The sequence below is a fragment of the Vibrio sp. genome, assembly GCF_048266485.1.
Lineage (GTDB): Bacteria > Pseudomonadota > Gammaproteobacteria > Enterobacterales > Vibrionaceae > Vibrio.
Genome location: NZ_JBLWZK010000001.1, coordinates 968,176 through 989,855, shown reverse-complemented (window position 1 = coordinate 989,855; position 21,680 = coordinate 968,176). Strand labels below are relative to the sequence as shown.

18 protein-coding genes are annotated in these 21,680 nt (G+C 41.6%); 17 read left to right on the top strand and 1 reads right to left on the bottom strand.

What is annotated here, in order from left to right:
- Positions 1–86 precede the first annotated feature (86 nt).
- The 14 genes from hscB (at position 87) to der (ending at position 14,400) form a co-directional block, all read left to right on the top strand.
- Complete coding sequence (gene hscB / locus ACN0T8_RS04565; RefSeq protein ID WP_417879437.1) at positions 87–602, top strand: co-chaperone HscB; 516 nt, start codon at positions 87–89, stop codon at positions 600–602.
- A 67-nt stretch (positions 603–669) separates the two neighbouring features.
- Entirely contained in the window at positions 670–2,520 is a 1,851-nt protein-coding gene (gene hscA, locus ACN0T8_RS04560; RefSeq protein ID WP_417879436.1) for a Fe-S protein assembly chaperone HscA, read from the top strand.
- A 96-nt stretch (positions 2,521–2,616) separates the two neighbouring features.
- Entirely contained in the window at positions 2,617–2,955 is a 339-nt protein-coding gene (fdx, locus tag ACN0T8_RS04555; protein WP_417879435.1) for an ISC system 2Fe-2S type ferredoxin, read from the top strand.
- Positions 2,956–2,980: 25 nt separating this feature from the next.
- On the top strand, positions 2,981–3,178 hold the full coding sequence (gene iscX, locus ACN0T8_RS04550) for a Fe-S cluster assembly protein IscX (RefSeq protein ID WP_417879434.1): 198 nt from the start codon (positions 2,981–2,983) through the stop codon (positions 3,176–3,178).
- A gap of 393 nt (positions 3,179–3,571) precedes the next feature.
- Entirely contained in the window at positions 3,572–4,867 is a 1,296-nt protein-coding gene (pepB, locus tag ACN0T8_RS04545; protein ID WP_417879433.1) for an aminopeptidase PepB, read from the top strand.
- 76 nt (positions 4,868–4,943) lie between these two features.
- Positions 4,944–5,369 (top strand): nucleoside-diphosphate kinase, encoded by a 426-nt coding sequence (gene ndk / locus ACN0T8_RS04540; protein WP_237296382.1) that lies wholly within the window; start codon positions 4,944–4,946, stop codon positions 5,367–5,369.
- Between the two features lie 167 nt (positions 5,370–5,536).
- Positions 5,537–6,655, top strand: coding sequence for a bifunctional tRNA (adenosine(37)-C2)-methyltransferase TrmG/ribosomal RNA large subunit methyltransferase RlmN (locus tag ACN0T8_RS04535; protein WP_417879432.1), 1,119 nt, complete (start codon positions 5,537–5,539; stop codon positions 6,653–6,655).
- A gap of 47 nt (positions 6,656–6,702) precedes the next feature.
- The gene (gene pilW, locus ACN0T8_RS04530; RefSeq protein ID WP_417879431.1) at positions 6,703–7,464 is read left to right on the top strand and encodes a type IV pilus biogenesis/stability protein PilW; all 762 of its coding nucleotides are present in this window, start codon (positions 6,703–6,705) and stop codon (positions 7,462–7,464) included.
- Positions 7,454–8,431 (top strand): cytoskeleton protein RodZ, encoded by a 978-nt coding sequence (rodZ, locus tag ACN0T8_RS04525; protein WP_417879430.1) that lies wholly within the window; start codon positions 7,454–7,456, stop codon positions 8,429–8,431. Before pilW ends, rodZ begins: the two co-directional genes overlap by 11 nt.
- A 7-nt stretch (positions 8,432–8,438) precedes the next feature.
- Positions 8,439–9,560 (top strand): flavodoxin-dependent (E)-4-hydroxy-3-methylbut-2-enyl-diphosphate synthase, encoded by a 1,122-nt coding sequence (gene ispG, locus ACN0T8_RS04520; RefSeq protein WP_417879429.1) that lies wholly within the window; start codon positions 8,439–8,441, stop codon positions 9,558–9,560.
- A gap of 30 nt (positions 9,561–9,590) precedes the next feature.
- On the top strand, positions 9,591–10,859 hold the full coding sequence (hisS, locus tag ACN0T8_RS04515; protein ID WP_417879428.1) for a histidine--tRNA ligase: 1,269 nt from the start codon (positions 9,591–9,593) through the stop codon (positions 10,857–10,859).
- A 35-nt stretch (positions 10,860–10,894) separates the two neighbouring features.
- Entirely contained in the window at positions 10,895–11,512 is a 618-nt protein-coding gene (locus ACN0T8_RS04510; protein WP_417879427.1) for a YfgM family protein, read from the top strand.
- Positions 11,513–11,524: 12 nt separating this feature from the next.
- Positions 11,525–12,691, top strand: coding sequence for an outer membrane protein assembly factor BamB (gene bamB / locus ACN0T8_RS04505; protein ID WP_417879426.1), 1,167 nt, complete (start codon positions 11,525–11,527; stop codon positions 12,689–12,691).
- Positions 12,692–12,894: 203 nt separating this feature from the next.
- Positions 12,895–14,400: a ribosome biogenesis GTPase Der gene (gene der, locus ACN0T8_RS04500; RefSeq protein ID WP_417879425.1), complete on the top strand. Its 1,506-nt coding sequence runs from the start codon at positions 12,895–12,897 to the stop codon at positions 14,398–14,400.
- Between the two features lie 1,080 nt (positions 14,401–15,480).
- On the opposite strand, the gene xseA is transcribed toward der, so the two are convergent.
- Positions 15,481–16,812 carry an exodeoxyribonuclease VII large subunit gene (gene xseA, locus ACN0T8_RS04495; RefSeq protein WP_417879424.1) on the bottom strand — a complete coding sequence of 444 codons (1,332 nt, stop codon included), beginning with the start codon at positions 16,810–16,812 and terminating at the stop codon, positions 15,481–15,483.
- A gap of 349 nt (positions 16,813–17,161) precedes the next feature.
- Here xseA and guaB point away from each other — a divergent pair, with 349 nt between their 5' ends.
- The 3 genes from guaB to ACN0T8_RS04480 all read left to right on the top strand — a co-directional run.
- Positions 17,162–18,625 (top strand): IMP dehydrogenase, encoded by a 1,464-nt coding sequence (guaB, locus tag ACN0T8_RS04490; RefSeq protein ID WP_417879423.1) that lies wholly within the window; start codon positions 17,162–17,164, stop codon positions 18,623–18,625.
- A 188-nt stretch (positions 18,626–18,813) separates the two neighbouring features.
- On the top strand, positions 18,814–20,391 hold the full coding sequence (gene guaA / locus ACN0T8_RS04485; protein WP_417879422.1) for a glutamine-hydrolyzing GMP synthase: 1,578 nt from the start codon (positions 18,814–18,816) through the stop codon (positions 20,389–20,391).
- 306 nt (positions 20,392–20,697) lie between these two features.
- Positions 20,698–21,680, top strand: a 983-nt coding sequence (locus ACN0T8_RS04480; RefSeq protein ID WP_417879421.1) for a tyrosine-type recombinase/integrase, incomplete at its 3' end; no start/stop codon positions are given.

The window sequence follows — 21,680 nt, the reverse complement described above, 5'->3', positions numbered from 1 at the left end:
TCTAATTAGGGTGCCATTGCCATTTTAAGACGTCAATCATGTGTGAATACCATGTAACTGACTAGCATTAGGTCCGAGTTATTACCATGAACCATTTTGAATTATTTGGCTTACCGAATCAGTTTGAGTTAGATAATAATACTTTGTCGGAAACGTTCCGTGATCTGCAACGTCGTTTTCATCCAGATAAGTTTGCCTCTGCTTCTGAGCGAGATCGATTAATGGCTGTGCAGAAAGCGGCAGAAATTAACGACGCCTATCAAACCTTAAAGTCTCCTATTTCTCGAGCAGAATATATCCTTGTTCTACAAGGTGTTGATATTCGAGCTGAACAGCAGACAATGAGTGATTCAATGTTCTTAATGGAACAGATGGAATTGCGAGAAGAAATTGAAACTATCGCTCAATCTGATGAGCCAGAAAGTGCTTTATTTGATTTTGATAGTAAAGTTCAAAAAATGTATCAGCAGCAACTCGTACAATTAAAATCACAGCTTGAAAATGAGCAGTGGGATAATGCTGCAGATGGCGTTCGAAAGCTTAAGTTTGTTAATAAATTAAGATATGAAATCGAGCAACTTGAAGATAAGTTGCTTGGCTAAAGCTTTGGAGTTAAAGCTAAAGCTCGTTTAATCTCTATTAGCCAATATAGAAAGGATAGTTCCGAATATGCTACTTCAAATTGCAGAACCTGGTCAAAGTGCAGCACCACATGAGCATAAGTTCGCCGTAGGGATTGATTTAGGTACTACCAACTCTCTTGTTGCCGCAGTAAGAAGTGGCTCATGCACTCCTTTGGTTGATGAAAACCAAAAAGCGATTTTGCCTTCAGTGGTCCATTACTCTCAAGATGGTGTGTCTGTCGGCGTGCAGGCAAAACAAAAAGCGCAACAAGATCCCCAAAATACTATTAGTTCAGTGAAACGTCTTATTGGTCGTTCACTTGATGACGTGCAATCTCGTTACTCTGATCTACCTTATCAATTTCAAGCCAGTGACAACGGTCTACCACTTATTCAAGTGCCTACGGGCTTAGTCAATCCTATTCAGGTTTCGAGTGAAATTTTAAAAAGCTTAGTTGAACGAGCAGAAAGCACTTTAGCTCATGAGATCGAAGGCGTTGTGATCACCGTTCCTGCTTATTTTGATGATGCTCAGCGCGCGGGCACTAAAGATGCTGCCGAGTTAGCCGGATTGAAAGTACTTCGTTTATTAAATGAACCAACTGCCGCGGCGATAGCTTATGGTTTAGATTCAGGTCAAGAAGGTGTGATTGCAGTTTATGACCTAGGTGGTGGTACTTTTGATATCTCATTACTACGTCTATCAAAAGGTGTATTTGAAGTGCTGGCTACCGGCGGCGATTCTGCACTAGGTGGTGATGACTTTGATGATCTATTATTAGGTTATTTTAAACAGCAAGTTGGTCAGCTTGATAAATTAAGCGCCGAGCAACACCGAGTGTTATTGGATGCGGCAACTCAAGCTAAAATCGGTTTGTCAGATAATGAACAAGTGAGTGTAGAAGTGCTGGGACAAACCATCACATTAACTCGTGAACAATTTAATGACATTATTCAACCACTAGTTAAAAGGACCTTACTATCGTGCCGTAGAGCATTAAAAGATGCCGATGTGACTGCGGAAGATGTTGGTGAAGTTGTGATGGTAGGTGGTTCAACTCGTACTCCACTTGTTCGTACTATGGTTGGAGAGTTTTTCGGCCGTACACCTCTAACTAGCATTAACCCAGATGAGGTTGTAGCAATTGGTGCTGGTATTCAAGCGGATATCTTAGTTGGTAACAAACCTGATTCAGACATGCTGTTATTGGATGTGATCCCCCTTTCTCTTGGTATTGAAACCATGGGAGGCTTAGTTGAGAAAATCATTCCACGCAATACCACTATTCCAGTGGCTAAAGCACAAGAGTTCACCACATTCAAAGATGGTCAAACCGCTATGTTGGTTCACGTCGCACAAGGTGAACGTGAAATGGTTGATGACTGTCGTTCATTAGCTCGTTTTACTCTGAACGGTATTCCACCAATGAAAGCGGGCGCTGCGCATATCCGAGTGACTTATCAAGTTGATGCTGACGGATTGCTTTCAGTGACTGCAATGGAGAAGAGCACTGGTGTACAAGCCGATATCCAAGTGAAACCTTCTTACGGCTTAAGTGATACTGAAATCGCCGACATGCTGAGATCATCAATGACTCATGCCAAAGAAGATATGCAAGCTCGTGCGTTAGCGGAACAGAAAGTTGAAGCTGATCGAGTGATTGAAGGCCTGCTTGTAGCTTTGCAAGAAAATGGTGAAGATCTACTAAGTAAGGAAGAATACTTAGCATTAGAAAACTCAGTAAGAACCTTGATCCAACTACGTAACGGCCAAGATGCTGATGCGATTGAGCAAGGAATTAAAGAGACTGACAAAGCAAGCCAAGACTTTGCATCACGTCGAATGGATGTATCAATTCGCGCGGCATTATCCGGGCAGTCAGTCGATAATATTTAATGAATGGGTATTGGTTAAAAGTACCTAACCAGTTGCATAGACAATATATTATAAGTAAAGAAAACTTATAATAACTCTATTGAAGTAGGATGGATTATGCCTAAGATTGTTGTATTACCTCACGAAGATTTATGTCCAGAAGGTGCTGTATTAGAAGCGAAAACAGGGGAATCTGTATTAGATGTCGCATTAAAAAATGGCATTGGTATTGAGCATGCTTGTGAAAAATCATGTGCCTGTACAACTTGTCATATTGTGATTCGTGAAGGCTTTGATTCATTAGAAGAAAGTGAAGAATTAGAAGATGATATGTTAGATAAAGCATGGGGCCTGGAGCCTGAATCTCGTTTAGGCTGTCAGGCGAAAGTCGCAGATCAAGATTTGGTGGTTGAAATTCCTCGCTATACCATTAACTTAGCATCGGAAAATCATTAATACTACTGGTAGCAAGGAGCAGAACATGGGATTAAAATGGACGGATTCACAAGATATTGCCATTGAACTCGCGGATAAATTTCCAGATCTCGATCCTCAAACGGTACGTTTTACGGATATGCACCAATGGATCACTGAGCTTGAGGATTTTGATGACGAGCCAAGTCGTTCCAATGAAAAAATCTTAGAAGCTATTTTGCTTTGTTGGTTAGATGAAATTTAACGCTAGATAACACATTAGAGTTTCATTTATAGAAAGCTTCTTCGGAGGCTTTTATTTTGTCACTAGCATATAAATTACTTTAGAGAAAAACTGATTAGATTTTCAGCAAAGAAAGGTCAAAGTCACAAGTTATCATGGCTATTATGATACTTGTGATGAATCGCATTATGATATAGCTTAACTTTATACCCTTCGTACTTGAAGTTGCAGCTTTGTTGAAAGCGTTCATTCGCCCGACTGCAACTCCAATTACTTTGAGTATAGCTCTTATGTATATACCCAAATAATTTAAAGGTGCGAGTTTAGAGGGCAAATTTGTACTCGCTATCTTCTCAAATAATGACAGCCTATTTGCTTTTAAGGGCTCCCCGGACATTTAGGTAAGGAGTAAAAATGTCAACACAACTATCAGTGAGTATTACTCGTGAAGAGGCTCCATCTCAATGGGGCGAAAAGGCACTACTTTCTTTTTCGGCCGAAGGTGCGATTGTTCACCTACCATCAGCATCTGATTTTGATTCGGCACAACGTGCAGCACGCAAACTTGACTCACAAGGTATTAAACATGTTGAGCTAACAGGTGAAGACTGGGATTTGGAAATGATCTGGGCTTTCGTTCAAGGTTTCCGTTCTTCTAAAAAAGGAAATACCGTTACTTGGCCTCAGTTAGATAACGAAGAACAACTAGAGTTAGAAGCGCGCATTAAGGTGACGGATTGGGTTCGTGACATTATTAATAAAAGTGCCGAAGAAGTGGCACCTCGTCAATTGGCCACGATGGCGGGCGAGTTTATTAAATCTTTAGCTCCAGAAGGCAGTGTTAACTACAAGATCGTAAAAGATAAAGATCTACTAACCGAAGGCTGGGAAGGAATCTATGCAGTAGGTCGTGGCTCTGAGCGCACCTCTGCTATGTTACAACTCGACTTTAACCCAACAGGCGATGCTGACGCGCCTGTCTATGCATGTTTAGTCGGTAAAGGCATCACGTTTGATTCGGGCGGTTATAGTATTAAACCATCGGGTTTTATGGATTCAATGAAAGCTGATATGGGCGGCTCTGGTACTATTACTGGTGGACTAGCATTAGCTATTGCTCGCGGATTGAATAAGCGCGTAAAACTCATTTTATGCTGCGCGGAGAATATGATTTCTGGCCGAGCATTAAAATTGGGCGACATTATTACTTATAAAAATGGCAAAACCGTTGAAGTAATGAATACTGATGCGGAAGGCCGACTAGTATTAGCTGATGGCTTAATGTACGCCAGTGAGCAAAAACCAAAACTGATTATTGATTGTGCTACTTTAACCGGCGCAGCCAAAAACGCTTTAGGTAACGATTATCACGCTCTACTTACTTTCGATAACAAGCTAGCACAGAAAGCGCTAAAAAGTGCGGAGCAGGAATCAGAAGGCTTGTGGCAATTACCATTAGCTGATTTCCATCGTAACATGTTGCCATCAAACTTTGCTGATATGTCGAATATCTCGTCAGCGGCGTATAGTCCAGGTGCAAGTACAGCAGCAGCCTTTTTGTCTTACTTTGTTGAAGACTATAAAAAAGGTTGGTTACATTTTGATTGTGCCGGTACTTACCGTAAATCATCAAGTGACAAATGGTCAGCTGGAGCGACAGGGATGGGCGTAAGAACGTTAGCTAGAATTTTGATTGATCAAGCAAAATAACGACAATATAAAGCTTAGAGGGAGTGATTTTCTCCTTCTAGCTAACAATGATAAAAATAAGAGTAAAGGATTTTATATGGCTTTAGAAAGAACATTTTCAATCATCAAGCCTGATGCCGTTGAACGTAACCTGATTGGCGCTATTTATCAACGAATGGAAAAAGCTGGACTGTCTATCGTTGCTGCTAAAATGGTGCATTTGACTGCAGAGCAAGCAAGTGGTTTTTATGCTGAGCATGAAGGCAAACCGTTTTTTGAGCCGTTAAAAGAATTTATGACATCTGGACCGATTATGGTGCAAGTATTGGAAGGTGAAAATGCTATTGCTCGTTACCGTGAACTAATGGGAAAAACCAACCCAGAAGAAGCGGCTTGTGGCACTTTACGTGCAGATTATGCACTTAGCATGCGTCATAATTCAGTTCATGGTTCAGATAGCCCTGAATCGGCAGCACGTGAGATCGAATACTTCTTCCCTCAATCGGAAATCTGCCCACGATAATTACACGTTTATTCAGATAGATAAAGTTCCACTATACTAAAGAGACCTGATATTAAGGTCTCTTTTTTATGTGTGATTTAATCGGTAAGGCTGAACAAACCTTGTTGTGAATGTATAAACCCTGTACAATTCGCGCCCTTATTTATCGTTCCATTAGTGAGAAAACCATGACCATGACAAAAGTAAATCTGCTGGATTTTGACCGTAAAGGTATGCGCCAGTTTTTTACCGAAGAGCTGAATGAAAAGGCATTTCGCGCCGATCAGATCATGAAATGGATCTATCATTTTGGTTGTGATGATTTCTCACAAATGAGTAATATCAATAAAGCCCTTAAAACCAAGTTAGAAGCACGTTGTGAAATTCGTGCGCCTTATGTATCCGAAGCTCAACATTCTACTGATGGTACAATTAAATGGGCTATGCGTGTCGGCGATCAAGATGTCGAGACAGTTTACATTCCTGATGGCGATCGCGCGACATTATGTGTGTCATCTCAAGTTGGTTGTGCATTAGCTTGTACTTTTTGCTCAACGGCGCAACAAGGCTTTAATCGTAACTTAAAAGTGTCAGAAATTGTTGGCCAAATTTGGCGTGCATCACGTGAAATTGGCTTAGAGAAAGTCACTGGTCGTCGTCCGATTACCAATGTGGTAATGATGGGAATGGGGGAGCCGTTACTGAACATGAAAAACTTGATGCCATCACTGGAGATCATGCTAGACGATCTTGGTTTTGGATTATCGAAACGTCGTGTGACAGTATCAACCTCAGGTGTGGTATCTGGCCTTGACCAAATGACTGGAAACATCGATGTGGCGCTTGCGATCTCATTGCATGCGCCTAATGATGAATTGCGTAGTCAGATTATGCCAATTAACGATCGCTGGGATATTCAAGATTTCTTAGAATCAGTTCGTCGTTATATTGCCACTTCAAATGCCAACCGAGGTAAAGTGACGATTGAATATGTTTTACTCGATCATGTTAATGATGATATGGAACATGCTAGGCAGCTCGCAGAGTTACTAAAAGATACCCCTGCAAAAATTAATTTAATTCCATTTAACCCTTATCCTGGGTCACCATACAAGAAGCCGAGTAATTCTCGCATTGATCGTTTTATGAAAACCTTAATGCAATACGATTACACGGTGACGGTGCGTAAAACTCGTGGTGATGATATTGATGCGGCATGTGGTCAGCTTGTCGGAGATGTGATCGATCGAACAAAACGTACAAAGCAAAAGCAGCATGGGGAACCTATTCCAGTAAAAGCCGTCTGATAAGTATAGATGGCATTGGTTCCCACTCCTGAATTAGGTGGAATCCAATGTTTTCTATAAAAAAGTTAGTTTTTACTTTAGTAGTTAGTTTCTTAGTTGGTTGTGTTACAGTGACTGACAAGCCAAACACTGCTAAATTTGATAATATAAAAGCGTCGGAAGCAAGAATCTCATTAGGTTTGGGATACTTGGAAGAAGGCAATATGGTTAAAGCTCGAGAAAACCTTGAGATAGCAGTTAAATATGCACCATCTTATTACCGAGCTTTGAATTCGGTAGCGTATTTTTATCAAAGAGTTGGTGAATATGAATTAGCTGAAGAGGCTTATGAAGATGCATTGGATAGTTCTCCTAACAATGGAGATGTCTTAAATAACTACGGTGCATTTTTATGTCGACAGGGCGAATACAAAAAAGCGGATGAATTTTTTAACCGCGCGATAGAGCAACCTTATTATTACTTAGTCGCAGCCAGTTATGAAAATGCTGGTTTATGCGCCCTCAAAAGTGGTAATAAGGAGAAGGCAAGGAATTATTTCTCTCGTGCTCTTGATCATGATCCCAGCAGGTCTCAGTCGTTATTACAATTGGCTGAGTTGGAAATCGAAAAGGACGAGTTTTCCAATGCAAGGGGTCGACTATTAAAGTTTAATAAGAGATATGGGTACCGTCCAGTTAGCTTAGGCCTGTTAATAAAACTAGAAAACAAAGCCAATAATCCTGAGCTAGTGTCTAAATATGGCAACATACTTAAGACTAAATACCCAGATTCTGTTCAATATCAGAAGTACAGGAAAAATGAGTACTGAAAATAACAACTTAGAGATAAAATCAAACAATCACAAAATCCTTCCTGGTGAAATATTACGCCAAAGAAGAGAAGAATTAGGGTTAACTCAGAAGGACATTTCTGAACGTTTACGCCTAAAAATATCTGTGATTGAAAACATCGAAAGTAATCATTTCGATAGCCATCATGTAGCCACATTTATTCGTGGCTACTTTCGATCTTACGCTAAGGCCGTTGGCATTAAAGAGAAAGATATTCTTGCTGCTCTAGAAGAATCAGGAAGAGGGCAGCATAAAGAGCAACCTATGCATAGCTTTTCTCAAAAAACTAAGAAACAACAACATGATAACCGTATCATGCGTTTAACTTGGGGGATCTTAGTGATTATTATTGGGATCTCGTCAGTATGGTGGTGGCAGAATCATCAACTTGATACATTATCCCCATCTTCTTTGTCTTCACAGCAGCAAGAAAGCGCTGTGAGTGAGCCTGAACAGCTAGAAGACGCCCCACAAGCTTTTGTTTCAGAAGTGCCGGCTCCTGAAGATGCAACAGCGGAATTATCAACGACATCAGAGCAAGGCTTAGTCGCGACAGACGATAATCTATCTGAAATCGTTACTCAATCAAAAGCGCTAGAAACAGGACAAGTTTCATCGAATGATAATGCAGTTGAATCTTCAGAAACACTGAAATCAGTTCAAGCTGAAAGCCAAGATGCCACTCAAGATTCAGAGCAACAAAAAGCGGATAATGTTCTCGCAATGCACTTTAAAGATGATTGCTGGATACAAGTAAAAGATAGCTCAGGCTCAGTCCTTGCGACTGGACTGAAAAAAACTGGTGACTCTTTAACCTTAACGGGTAAAGCACCTTACTCTATCATTTTAGGCGCTCCTGAAGGGGTGTCTATTTCGTTAGCCGAAGAACCTGTTGATCTTTCTGAGTATACTCCAGGTAAAGTGGCCCGATTGACATTACCGTAGAATTATTATGCAACACGAATCTCCTATTAAACGACGCAAGTCAACCCGTATTTATGTTGGTAACGTGCCTGTTGGCGACGGTGCACCGATTGCTGTTCAGTCAATGACGAACACTCGTACTACTGATGTTGAAGCAACCGTCGCGCAAATTAAAGCACTTGAAAAAGTTGGTGCGGATATTGTTCGCGTATCAGTACCAACCATGGATGCAGCTGAAGCCTTTAAGTTGATTAAACAACAAGTGAATGTTCCTCTTGTTGCTGACATCCATTTTGACTATCGCATCGCGTTAAAAGTAGCGGAATATGGCGTGGATTGTTTGCGAATCAACCCTGGTAATATTGGCAACGAAGAACGTATTCGTGCAGTTGTGGATTGCGCTCGCGACAAAAACATTCCAATTCGAATTGGTGTTAATGGTGGCTCTTTAGAAAAAGAAATCCAACAAAAATATGGCGAACCGACTGCGGAAGCATTAGTGGAATCAGCAATGCGCCATGTGGATATTCTTGACCGCCTTAACTTTGATCAGTTTAAAGTCAGCGTGAAAGCCTCTGATGTATTCCTAGCCGTCGATTCTTATCGTTTATTGGCTAAACAAATTGAGCAACCATTGCACCTAGGGATCACCGAAGCAGGTGGTGCTCGTGCTGGCTCTGTTAAATCAGCGGTTGGCTTAGGTATGCTGTTAGCGGAAGGTATCGGCGATACACTACGTATTTCTCTAGCGGCTAATCCTGTTGAAGAAATTAAAGTTGGCTTCGATATATTGAAGTCGCTGCGTATTCGTTCTCGTGGCATCAACTTCATTGCATGCCCTACCTGTTCTCGTCAAGAATTTGACGTCATTGGTACTGTGAATGCACTAGAAGAACGTTTAGAAGACATCATTACTCCAATGGATGTCTCTATTATCGGTTGTGTGGTTAATGGCCCAGGTGAAGCTGAGGTTTCGCACATGGGTATCGCTGGCGGTAATAAGAAAAGTGCGTTTTATGAAGATGGTAAACGCCAAAAAGAACGCTTTGATAATGATAAAGTTATCGATCAATTAGAAGCAAAAATTCGCGCCAAAGCATCCATGTTAGATAGCAATAACCGTATTGATATCAGCCACATCGATAAATAATCACCTATACGAATATAAACGGTAAAGACTGTGAGTAAAACAATTCAAGCAATTCGAGGCATGAACGACTGCCTTCCGACTCAATCTCCACTGTGGCATAAAGTTGAAGACGCGGTGAAGCGTGTCGTTAGCTCTTATGGATACAGTGAGATCCGTATGCCAATCGTTGAGATGACAAACCTATTCAAGCGTGCGATTGGTGAAGTTACCGATGTGGTTGAAAAGGAAATGTATACCTTTGAAGACCGTAATAGTGATAGTTTAACTCTGCGTCCTGAAGGGACTGCGGGTTGTGTGCGTGCTGGAATTGAAAATGGTTTGATTTATAACCAAGAGCAGCGTTTGTGGTACATGGGCCCAATGTTTCGCCATGAACGTCCACAAAAAGGTCGTTATCGCCAATTCCACCAAGTTGGTATAGAAGTGTTTGGTTTACAAGGACCAGATGTTGACGCTGAATTGATCATGATGACTGCACGTCTATGGCGTGAGTTGGGGATCGATAAGCACGTTCGCCTTGAATTGAACTCGATTGGCTCTTTAGAAGCTCGTCAACACTACCGTAATGTCTTGATTGAATTTTTAGAGCAGCATATTGAGGTACTGGACGAAGACTGCAAACGTCGTATGTACACCAATCCTCTGCGTGTATTAGATACTAAAAATCCTGAGATCCAAGCGATTTTAGTCGATGCACCTCAACTAGCCGATTATCTTGATGATGATTCAAAAGCTCACTTTGCAGGTCTATGTGAATTACTCGATGCTGCGGGCATTGAATATCAAGTCAATCAACGTTTAGTTCGTGGTTTAGATTATTACAATAAGACTGTTTTTGAGTGGATAACCGAAAGCCTAGGATCACAAGGTACTGTTTGTGGTGGTGGTCGTTATGATGGTCTCGTTGAGCAGCTTGGTGGTAAGCCTGCTCCTGCTGTAGGGTTTGCAATGGGACTTGAGCGTTTAGTCTTAATGTTAGAAACCTTAGAGCTTAATGACACTCGTAAATCGGTTGACGTTTACTTAGTAACAGCAGGTGAAGGTACTTTAGTTAATGGTATGAAGCTTGCTGAACAATTACGAGAATCAGTACCGGGACTTCGTCTGATGACTCACTTTGGTGGCGGTAACTTTAAGAAGCAATTCAAACGTGCAGATAAAGTAGGCGCAACCATTGCACTGGTATTGGGTGAAAATGAAGTGGCCGAGCAAACGGTTGTGGTTAAAGATCTTGCTGGTGGTGAACAACAAACTATGCCACAAGCCGATGTTGCTGTTCATTTAGCTAACATTATTTAATTTATATTGAGTCGATTTATTTAAGAGGACAAGACGTGAGTATCTACGACGCTGATGAAGAACAACAAGTAGAAGCAATTAAAGATTGGTGGCATGCGAACGGTAAAGCTGTGATTATCGGTATTGTTGTTGGTATTGGTGGCATTGTGGGATGGCGTTACTATCAAGACACTCAAACAAAGGCACAAGAAACCGCATCACATGGTTATACCGCCATCGTTTCGAATATTGAAGCGAAAGGTATTGATGCCGCTGCATCAGCACAAGAGTTCATTGATAATAACAATAAAACGTCTTATGCGGTTTTAACAGCATTACAACTAGCAAAAGCACAAATCGATGCTGATAAGCTCGATGATGCACTTACTCAGTTGAAATGGGCTCAAGCTAATACCAAAGATGAAACTTTAACGCCAATTATCGCTTACCGTACTGCACGCGTGCTTGCGGCACAAGGCGAGTATGATAATGCGATTAAAACGGTTTCATCTGTAAAATCAGAAGCTTGGAAGGCAAGAAACCAAGAGCTTATCGGTGATATTTATTTACTAAAGGGCGATAAAGACGCCGCAGTGAAAGCATATACTCAAGCCCAACAAGATGGTTCAACCAATCAAACACTGCAAATTAAACTTGATGATCTTGCAAAGTAAGGGATGTCTTGCATGAAAAAAATGTTTAACCGTAGCTTAGCGATTTCAGCTATTGCACTTGGTATACTCGGCTGTTCTAGCGAAGAAGATACGATTGTGATGGCCCCGCTACCAGTCGTAAATAGCCAATTTACTCCGACAACAGAATGGAGTAGTTCTATCGGTAATGGAGTTGGACATTATTTTTCAAAACTTTCTCCAGTGTATGCTTATGACAAAGTATTTGTTGCAAGCCGAGATGGTGAAGTTAAAGCTCTGGATCCTGAAACTGGAGATACCCTCTGGGAACAAGATTTATCTGAAGATAGCCCCGCTCGTTTATCCGGTGGCTTAACCGCCTCTTATGACAAGTTATATATCGGTACTGAAAATGGCGAAGCATTTGCCCTGTCGGTAGAAGATGGTTCTATTGTTTGGCAACAGAAAGTTGATGGTGAGATCTTAGCAAAGCCACTAGCTGATGAAAGTCTAGTGATGTTGCATACCAGTAAAGGCTCTCTGATTGCTTTAAAGCAAGATTCTGGCGAGAAAGTTTGGGATATCACTAATGAAGTGCCTAACTTAACTTTACGTGGTGATAGTTCTCCCGTGTCTATTTCTGGCGGTGTGTTTTGGGGGATGGCAAATGGTCGTCTTGCTGCAGCATTGATTCAACGTGGTCAGTTATTGTGGCAACAACCGATTGGTACTCCAAAAGGATCAACAGAAATAGATCGTCTTGTCGATGTTGATGCTAGCCCATTAATTATCGGGGCTAACCTATATGCGGTTGGTGTAAATGGTCAGTTGGTCGCGATTGATTTACGTTCAGGTGCACCAATGTGGAAGCGTATTTATTCTTCTGCAACTGACCTTGCGACTGACGGTAGCCGTATTTTTGTAGTGACTGATAAAGATCATATTTCGGCTGTAGATATCCGTAGTGGCACGGAGATTTGGAGTAATGAATCCCTAGAGTATCGACAGTTAACCGCACCTGTAATGATAGGTAACTACCTTGTCGTGGCGGATGGAGAAGGTTATCTACATTGGCTAGATAGAACGTCAGGTAAATTTGTCGCCCAACAGTTAATTGATGATGAAGGTATCGCGACAGCACCAATTGAAACAGATGATGGCTTTATCATCATAGATCGTGATGGGGGGATAAAGAAAATGCAGATCCCTGAAGGATCGTGATATAATTTGCGCCCCTGATTTTATCAGTATGAGTAATCGGCTCCTATCCAACTCGGATTATAGGAGCCGTTGTTATTCTTAGCTATGGCTATTTTAGCCGTTATCTAAGAATGTTGAATAGATTAAGTAGTTATAGGTAACCATCATGTCGATGATCATTACCTATAACTACTGATGTGATTTTAAAGATTGTAGAGGTAAATATGATTCCTGTAGTGGCTCTAGTTGGGCGTCCAAACGTTGGTAAATCCACGTTATTTAATCGTCTTACACGTACACGTGACGCGCTGGTGGCTGACTTTCCAGGCTTAACTCGCGATCGTAAATATGGTCAAGCCAAGTCGGGTGAGCATGAGTTCATCGTGATCGATACCGGTGGTATTGATGGCACCGAAGACGGCGTAGAAACCAAAATGGCTGAACAGTCATTAGCGGCGATTGAAGAAGCGGATGTCGTTTTATTTATGGTGGATGGTCGTGCTGGTCTAACCGTGGCTGATGAGGCAATCGCCCGTCACCTACGTATGCGTGAAAAACCAAGCATGTTAGTGGTTAATAAAGTTGACGGTATTGATGCTGACGCGGCAAGCGCTGAATTTTGGCAGCTAGGTATGGATAAGATTTATCAAATCGCAGCAGCGCATGGCCGTGGTGTTATGAGCTTAATTGATAAAGCATTAAAGCCTTTTTCAGACGAACTTGCAGCAGAACAAGCACTACTCAATGGTGGGATTGAAGATCTTACTGGTGATGTGGATGTGGAAGAAGAGCAGCTTGAATACACGGAAGAGCAAGCGGAAGCTGAGTTTAAACGTCTACAAGATCAACCAATTAAACTTGCTATCATTGGTCGACCAAACGTTGGTAAATCAACGCTGACTAATCGTATTCTGGGTGAAGAGCGTGTCGTAGTTTACGATATGCCAGGAACGACTCGCGACTCTATCTATATCCCAATGAAGCGTGATGAGCGTGAATATGTGTTGATTGATACTGCCGGTGTTCGTCGTCGTAAGCGTATTAATGAAGCGGTTGAAAAGTTCTCGGTCATTAAAACTTTAAAAGCGATTGAAGATGCTAACGTTGTTTTAGTGATCATTGATGCTCGTGAAAATATTTCCGACCAAGATCTTAGCTTATTAGGCTTTGCGCTCAATGCGGGTCGTTCACTGGTGATTGCGGTGAATAAGTGGGATGGTCTTGATACCGATGTCAAAGAGCGCGTGAAGAAAGAGCTAGATCGCCGTTTAGGTTTCGTTGATTTTGCTCGTATTCACTTTATCTCGGCATTACATGGTACGGGCGTTGGACATTTGTTCGAATCAGTACAAGAAGCGTATAAATCTGCCACGACACGTGTTGGTACTTCTGTGCTAACTCGTATCATGAAGATGGCGCAAGATGATCACCAGCCGCCGCTTATTCGTGGTCGCCGCGTGAAGATGAAATATGCCCACGCCGGTGGTTACAACCCGCCAATCGTGGTAGTGCATGGTAACCAAGTAAAAGATCTACCGGATTCTTACAAGCGCTATTTGATGAACTACTTCCGTCGTTCTTTGGAAATCATGGGTACACCAATTCGTATTCAATTCCAAAATAGTGAGAATCCATTTGAGAATCAAGCAGCAACTAAAAAAGCAGGTTATTCTGAAGAGCAGAAGCGTAAGCGTATGGTGAGTTTGATTAAGCGTGGCCGTAAAAAGTAGTTTTCTACACGCACAATAACCTGTAACGTTAAATACCACTCCAATTGAGTGGTATTTTTTGTATATACCCAAGTAACATTTTTTGTATATACCCAAGTAACATTAAGATAGGAGTTTCAACAAGAATAAAACAAGCTATAGGAAAGGAAAATTGAATATGATCATAGTTATTCTATCTCTGTTCAATTTAATGCAGCATAAAGCTTGTTTTAACTTGCCCTTCGAAGACTCATCTAGCCCCCTTCTTTTTTTATAAGAGATAGGTAGCGTCAAATTGGTTTGAAAGGTACCTACATTCCTTCGCCAATCTTTCTTATTTAAAGGTTTGGATGATAACTCTAAATTCTGCACTTTAAAGTCACTTGGGTATAGCTCCAGTGAATTTAGTTATATCAATCCATCTTCTAGATAAGTGCATTGGAAGCACTAATTCCAATTAGAAGTTGCTTCTCCTGTAGGACAATGATCTTTTAGTTTAATAGCCTAAATAGAGTTTTATGAAATGTTGAAAATATCGGATCGTGACATTTTAAAATTAATATTTAGATTATTATGCTTTTTAAAATTGAAATGCAGAACATGTAACTTATGCTTTCGGTATATGGTGATATAAATATTCTTAATGGGGTAGATCGCTGATCACGTGGTAGAAAGCGGAAGATCGGTGGAAGATCTATTAATCTTATCTAAAATACAAAAGTGTCGAAAGTGCTACCATCTGCAAAATAGATTGGTACGCCATAATAGGCAACCATACCTAGTTTGATGTCAGGATTATCTTTTCATTATCCCGCTTTAGAGTGTTGGAGATATGTAGAGGTGAGTCAGTTTATACTACATGATGATAATATAAGTTATGACAAAAGGCTTTCTTAGCTCCAATATAGTCAGGATTATCAGCCTTAATATTGGCCTTTATGACTTCCATGCTACCGGAATTTTTATGAATAATCAGCGCGACCAGTATTTCGGTAAGGCCAGTAACCAAGTCTACGATCTCTTGTCAGAGTGATGTCCAAATTTCTTTATGCTGATTCAAATCAAACCTCGCTACTGGAATGCATAGTGCTCAAAAAAAACTCACACAATAACTGAGTATATATCACCATCAATAAATTTTGTATTAATTGTCTGGCCTGAACGGAGTTGCTTAGTATCCGTGATCAGCTTGCCATTTTCATCTCGAGTTATCGAATAACCACGCTTTAAAGTGGAAAGAGGACTGACGGTATCGAGTTTTTCTGCTTGAAGAGAAACTCGGTAGTGTTGATTTAATAAATGTTGGTTAATAGCTTGGATCAATCGTTCTTTATTGTTTTTTAGGTGGTACTGATTACGCTCAATAGCCTTATTTGGTGAGTAAAAGTTGAGCCTTTGTTGCGCTCGTTCCAATTGATTTCTTGATTGTGTTATTTGCCTAATTAAAGCTTGCTGCATACGAGAAGTAAGGCTATCTAACTTTTGGCTTTGCTTTTCTAACTGATAGCGAGGATGCTGCTTTTCTAATGCAAATTGTAATCGATTGAGCTGTATTTTTTGCTGATGCTTATAATGACGCCAAGCATTCATTAACGCTTGTTGCTTGCTTAAAATAGTTTGTGCTTTATGGCTATTATCTCGGCTAACTAGTTCTGCCGCAACCGATGGGGTCGGAGCACGGACATCGGCAACAAAATCAGCAATCGTGACATCAATTTCATGACCAACCGCACTGACGATTGGAATTTGGCTTGACGCTATGGTTCTTGCCACAATTTCATGGTTAAAACACCATAGATCTTCTAGCGAACCACCGCCTCGTCCAACAATCAAAATATCGCATTCATTACGGCTGTTCGCTCGTCCAATCGCTTGGGCAATTTTAAATGCGGCGTCTTCCCCTTGTACCGTGGTTGGGTAGACGATGACGGGTAGACTAGGATCGCGACGTTTTAAAACATCGAGAATGTCATATAAAGCCGCGCCGGTTTTGGAAGTAATCACCCCAATACGTTTCGGATTGTCGGGCAAGGGCTTTTTAAGGTGCTGAGCAAATAAGCCTTCACCGGCTAATTTCATTTTTAATTCATCGAACATTTGTTGTAAGCGGCCATCGCCTTCAGGCTGCATACTTTCGACGATCAATTGGTAGTCGCCACGCGGTTCATATAAAGATAAACGTGCTTTAACTAATACTTGGTTGCCATTAAGTGGTTTAAAACTCACTCGTCGGTTATTGCCTTTAAACATGGCACATTTGACTTGAGCACGAGCATCTTTTAATGAGAAGTACCAATGGCCAGAAACCGGCGCTGAAAAGTTTGATAGCTCACCCACTAACCACACAATGCCCATTTCATTTTCAAGTAGCATTCTGACTTCGGCATTTAAACGAGATACGGTAAAAATATTAGGGTTAGAATTTAGGGTCATTAGCAGCCATTTTGAAAGTTATGTGAATATCAGCAATCAATTTTATTATAGCGTTTGTTGGCTTTAGAGCCTAATACTGTTGGTAATTTCAACGCAAAAAATAATACCTATAAAGCTAATAAATAAACGAATTTTCAGCATATTTACCATCAATAATTTTATGGATGAAAATATCATGAAGAAACTATTAAAAACGGCTAGTCAAACGATTGCGTGAGGCGTATAATCCCGCTGCAATATCAAATCCCAAATTCATTTTATTATGCGAAACGATGAAATGAGTTTATCGCGGAGAGTTCAAGCTCAATGCGGGATTTATTCCTCCAAAACTCTTATGTGAGATATTGCAATGTTACGAATCGCTAAAGAAGCTCTAACGTTTGATGACGTACTGCTCGTCCCAGCACACTCTACTGTTCTTCCAAATACAGCTGATCTTCGCACTCAGTTGACTAAAAAGATCACCCTTAATGTACCAATGATCTCTGCCGCTATGGATACGGTAACAGAAGCTCGTTTGGCTATTGCTCTAGCTCAAGAAGGCGGTATCGGTTTTATTCACAAAAATATGTCGATTGAGCAACAAGCTGAAGAAGTTCGCTTAGTAAAAATTTACGAAGCGGGTGTGGTTAGCAATCCTGTGACAATCCGTCCTGATGAAACCATAGCTGATGTAAAAGCATTAACCGAGAAACACGGTTTTGCTGGTTTTCCTGTTGTGACAGAAAGCAACGATCTTGTCGGTATTATTACCGGTCGTGACGTGCGTTTTGTAACCGATTTAACAAAAAAAGTTGAACAAGTAATGACACCAAAAGATCGCCTTGCTTCTGTAAAAGAAGGCGCATCAATGAGTGAAGTTCAGCAATGCATGCAAGCCCATCGTGTGGAGAAAGTATTGGTCGTTAATGACGCTTTCCAACTTTCAGGTATGATAACGGCAAAAGATTTCCAAAAAGCTGAACGTAAACCGAACGCTTGTAAAGATGAGCGTGGCCGTTTACGTGTTGGTGCTGCAGTTGGCGCTGGTGCTGGTAACGAAGAACGTGTTAAAGCGTTAGTTGAAGCCGGTGTTGATGTGTTATTGATTGACTCATCACATGGCCACTCGCAAGGCGTACTTGATCGCATTAAAGAAACACGCGCTCTATACCCTGATCTACAAATCATCGGTGGTAACGTAGCAACGGCTTCCGGCGCTCGTGCACTCATTGATGCTGGTGTTGATGCGGTTAAAGTCGGTATCGGCCCAGGTTCTATTTGTACTACTCGTATCGTAACAGGCGTAGGCGTTCCACAAATTACGGCTATTTCAGAAGCGGCAAGTGCTGCCGCTGAATTTGGCATTCCTGTGATTGCTGATGGTGGTATCCGTTTCTCTGGGGATATCTGTAAAGCGATTGCCGCTGGTGCATCTTGCGTGATGGTTGGCTCTATGTTCGCAGGTACGGAAGAAGCGCCGGGTGAAGTAATTCTTTTCCAAGGTCGCTCTTACAAGTCTTACCGCGGTATGGGCTCACTAGGGGCGATGTCCCAAGGCTCATCAGACCGTTACTTCCAATCGGATAATGCTGCAGACAAGCTAGTACCTGAAGGTATTGAAGGTCGCATTGCATACAAAGGTCGCCTAAAAGAAATTATCCACCAACAAATGGGTGGTTTACGTTCAAGCATGGGCTTAACGGGTAGTGCAACCATCGAAGATATGCGTACTAAAGCGGAATTTGTTCGTATTTCAGGTGCAGGCATTCAAGAGTCGCATGTGCATGATGTACAGATCACCAAAGAAGCGCCAAACTACAATAGAATGTAACTTGTTAATCTATGGGGTAAAGTGAGTTATAACGGTAAAGCTTTACTCCAGATAATATTTTAAAGGTATGAGTGTTTGAGTTTAGATACAGGGAGGCTAGTCTTCTCGAAACTCGAAACTCGAAACTCGAAACTCGAAACTCGAAACTCGTACCACACCCACTTTGATTAGATTATTAGAGAACACTAATGACAACCAATATCCATGCTGAACGCATTTTAATTTTAGATTTTGGCTCTCAATACACCCAATTGATTGCTCGTCGTATCCGTGAAATCGGTGTGTATTGTGAACTGTGGAGCTGGGATGTAGACGAAGCGGATATCCGTGAATTTAATCCAAACGGTATTATCTTATCGGGCGGTCCAGAAAGTGTAACTGAAGCCGGTTCACCTCGCGCTCCTGAGTATGTTTTTAATGCTGGCGTACCGGTATTTGGTATTTGTTACGGCATGCAGACGATGTCTGAGCAACTAGGCGGCAAAGTGGCCGGTTCCAGCGAGCGTGAATTTGGTTATGCTCAAGTTAAGTCTATTTCTGATTGTGCTTTATTCAAAAACATCGAAGATGCAATCTCTGAAGATGGCAAACCACTTTTAGATGTATGGATGAGTCATGGCGATAAAGTAGTTGAGATTCCAAGCAATTTCACCAAAGTTGCTCAAACTGATACTTGTCCGTACGCGGCAATGGCCAACGAAGAAAAACGTTTCTACGGTGTTCAGTTCCACCCAGAAGTCACGCACACTCGCCAAGGCTTACGTATGCTTGAAAACTTTGTGCTAAATATCTGTGGCTGTAGCAAATTATGGACACCATCTTCAATCATCGAAGACGCAGTTGCTCGCATTAAAGAGCAAGTGGGTGATGATGAAGTGATCTTAGGTTTATCTGGTGGTGTTGATTCATCAGTGGTTGCGATGCTAATCCACCGTGCGATTGGTCCTAAATTAACTTGTGTGTTTGTTGATAACGGTTTACTACGTTTGAATGAAGCAGATCAAGTAATGGAAATGTTTGGCGATCATTTTGGTCTTAATATCATTCATGTCGATGCAGAAAACCGTTTCCTTGAAGCTTTAGGTGGTGAAGATGAGCCAGAAGCCAAACGTAAAATCATTGGTCGCGTATTCGTAGAAATCTTTGATGAAGAATCGAAGAAACTGAAGAACGCTAAATGGTTAGCACAAGGTACTATTTATCCTGATGTGATTGAATCTGCAGCATCGAAAACAGGTAAAGCGCATGTAATTAAATCTCACCATAATGTTGGTGGCTTGCCAGATGATATGGCAATGGGCTTGGTTGAACCATTACGTGAATTATTTAAAGATGAAGTCCGTAAAATTGGTCTAGAACTAGGTCTACCATACAATATGCTTTACCGTCACCCATTCCCAGGCCCTGGTCTAGGTGTACGTGTTCTAGGTGAGGTGAAGAAAGAATATTGTGATTTACTACGTCGTGCCGATGCTATCTTTATTGAAGAACTTCACGCTGCGGATCTTTACAATAAAGTTTCTCAAGCCTTTACGGTATTCCTACCTGTACGTTCGGTTGGCGTAATGGGCGATGGTCGTAAATACGATTGGGTTGTGTCACTACGTGCGGTAGAAACGATTGATTTCATGACAGCACACTGGGCGCACTTACCATACGATTTCCTAGGTAAGGTTTCTAACCGTATCATCAATGAAATCGATGGCATTTCTCGTGTAGTTTATGATATTTCTGGTAAGCCACCAGCGACTATCGAGTGGGAATAATGCTCCTTTAAGAAAGGTCTGGCATTAACAAGCACTAAATCATACTTAAGTCCGCGTAATTGCGGACTTTTTTCGTTTTTGGCTTAGTGATTTTTGGCAATGTCTGGCAACGCCAAGCACGGTTTGACCGTGGTATTTTGATGGGTATGATTCATCGGTAATGCCATGGATTACGCCCGATACCATGCTGAGTGTTTTTGATGGGGCATGGTATTAAATTTACATATCTATCTGTTTTATAAAGATTAATCTCTATTTTTTAGAGGTTTTTCAGCATGGTATCAAACAATAATAATAGGTCGATACATGCTGACTGATACCAAGCTACGCAATCTCAAACCCAAAGATAAACTTTACAAAGTCAATGACCGTGATGGCCTCTATGTTGCTGTGACGACTGCGGGCTCTATTTCTTTTCGCTACAACTACTCGATCAATGGCAGACAAGAAACCATTACCTTTGGTCGCTATGGAGTAGGAGGCATCACGTTAGCAGAAGCGCGTGAGCGTCTCAATGAAGCGAAGAGAATGGTTACTGATGGAAAGTCACCGGCCAAAGAGAAAGCACGTGCGAAGGCGAGAACCAAAGATGCTGAAACCTTTGGTGCCTGGGCTATAAAATGGCTGCGTGGCTATCAGATGGCCGATTCTACCCGAGATATGCGTCGCTCAGTCTATACCCGAGAACTTAAAGATAAATTTGGTAACTGGAAGCTTACAGAAATTACCCATGAAGATCTGCGAGCACTGACTGATGCAATAGTAGAGCGTGGAGCGCCCGCAACGGCTGTACACACACGTGATATTGTACTCCAGGTGTATCGATGGGCGATTGAGAGAGGGCAGAAAGTTGAGAACCCGGCAGACCTGGTGAGGCCCGTAAGTATCGCGCGGTTTGAGCCAAGAGACCGAACGTTAACACCGGCTGAGATTGGTTTGATGTACCGCTATATGGAAAAGGTAGGAACCACCCCTTCGATTCGTGCTGCGGTAAAGTTGCTATTGCTGACTATGGTACGCAAAAGCGAATTAACCAATGCAACCTGGAGCGAAATTAACTTTAGCGAAGCGTTGTGGACGATTCCTAAAGAGAGGATGAAACGGCGTAACCCTCACCTGGTATTTTTGTCACGCCAGGCTATGGACATTCTGATTGCCTTGAAGACATTTGCCGGTGGGTCTGATTACATTCTTCCTTCCCGTTATGACTCAGATGCCCCAATGAGCAGTGCGACAATGAATCGTGTATTGGCTTTAACGTACAAGGCTGCGCAGAAGGATGGGCAGTC

Coding starts and splice junctions, on each gene's coding strand:
- guaB (WP_417879423.1), top strand. CDS start 17,162: ATGTTACGAATCGCTAAAGAAGCTCTAACGTTTGATGACGTACTGCTC.
- pilW (WP_417879431.1), top strand. CDS start 6,703: ATGTTTTCTATAAAAAAGTTAGTTTTTACTTTAGTAGTTAGTTTCTTA.
- fdx (WP_417879435.1), top strand. CDS start 2,617: ATGCCTAAGATTGTTGTATTACCTCACGAAGATTTATGTCCAGAAGGT.
- xseA (WP_417879424.1), bottom strand. CDS start 16,812: ATGACCCTAAATTCTAACCCTAATATTTTTACCGTATCTCGTTTAAAT.
- pepB (WP_417879433.1), top strand. CDS start 3,572: ATGTCAACACAACTATCAGTGAGTATTACTCGTGAAGAGGCTCCATCT.
- hscA (WP_417879436.1), top strand. CDS start 670: ATGCTACTTCAAATTGCAGAACCTGGTCAAAGTGCAGCACCACATGAG.
- ispG (WP_417879429.1), top strand. CDS start 8,439: ATGCAACACGAATCTCCTATTAAACGACGCAAGTCAACCCGTATTTAT.
- iscX (WP_417879434.1), top strand. CDS start 2,981: ATGGGATTAAAATGGACGGATTCACAAGATATTGCCATTGAACTCGCG.
- bamB (WP_417879426.1), top strand. CDS start 11,525: ATGAAAAAAATGTTTAACCGTAGCTTAGCGATTTCAGCTATTGCACTT.
- ndk (WP_237296382.1), top strand. CDS start 4,944: ATGGCTTTAGAAAGAACATTTTCAATCATCAAGCCTGATGCCGTTGAA.
- guaA (WP_417879422.1), top strand. CDS start 18,814: ATGACAACCAATATCCATGCTGAACGCATTTTAATTTTAGATTTTGGC.
- ACN0T8_RS04535 (WP_417879432.1), top strand. CDS start 5,537: ATGACCATGACAAAAGTAAATCTGCTGGATTTTGACCGTAAAGGTATG.
- der (WP_417879425.1), top strand. CDS start 12,895: ATGATTCCTGTAGTGGCTCTAGTTGGGCGTCCAAACGTTGGTAAATCC.
- hscB (WP_417879437.1), top strand. CDS start 87: ATGAACCATTTTGAATTATTTGGCTTACCGAATCAGTTTGAGTTAGAT.
- rodZ (WP_417879430.1), top strand. CDS start 7,454: ATGAGTACTGAAAATAACAACTTAGAGATAAAATCAAACAATCACAAA.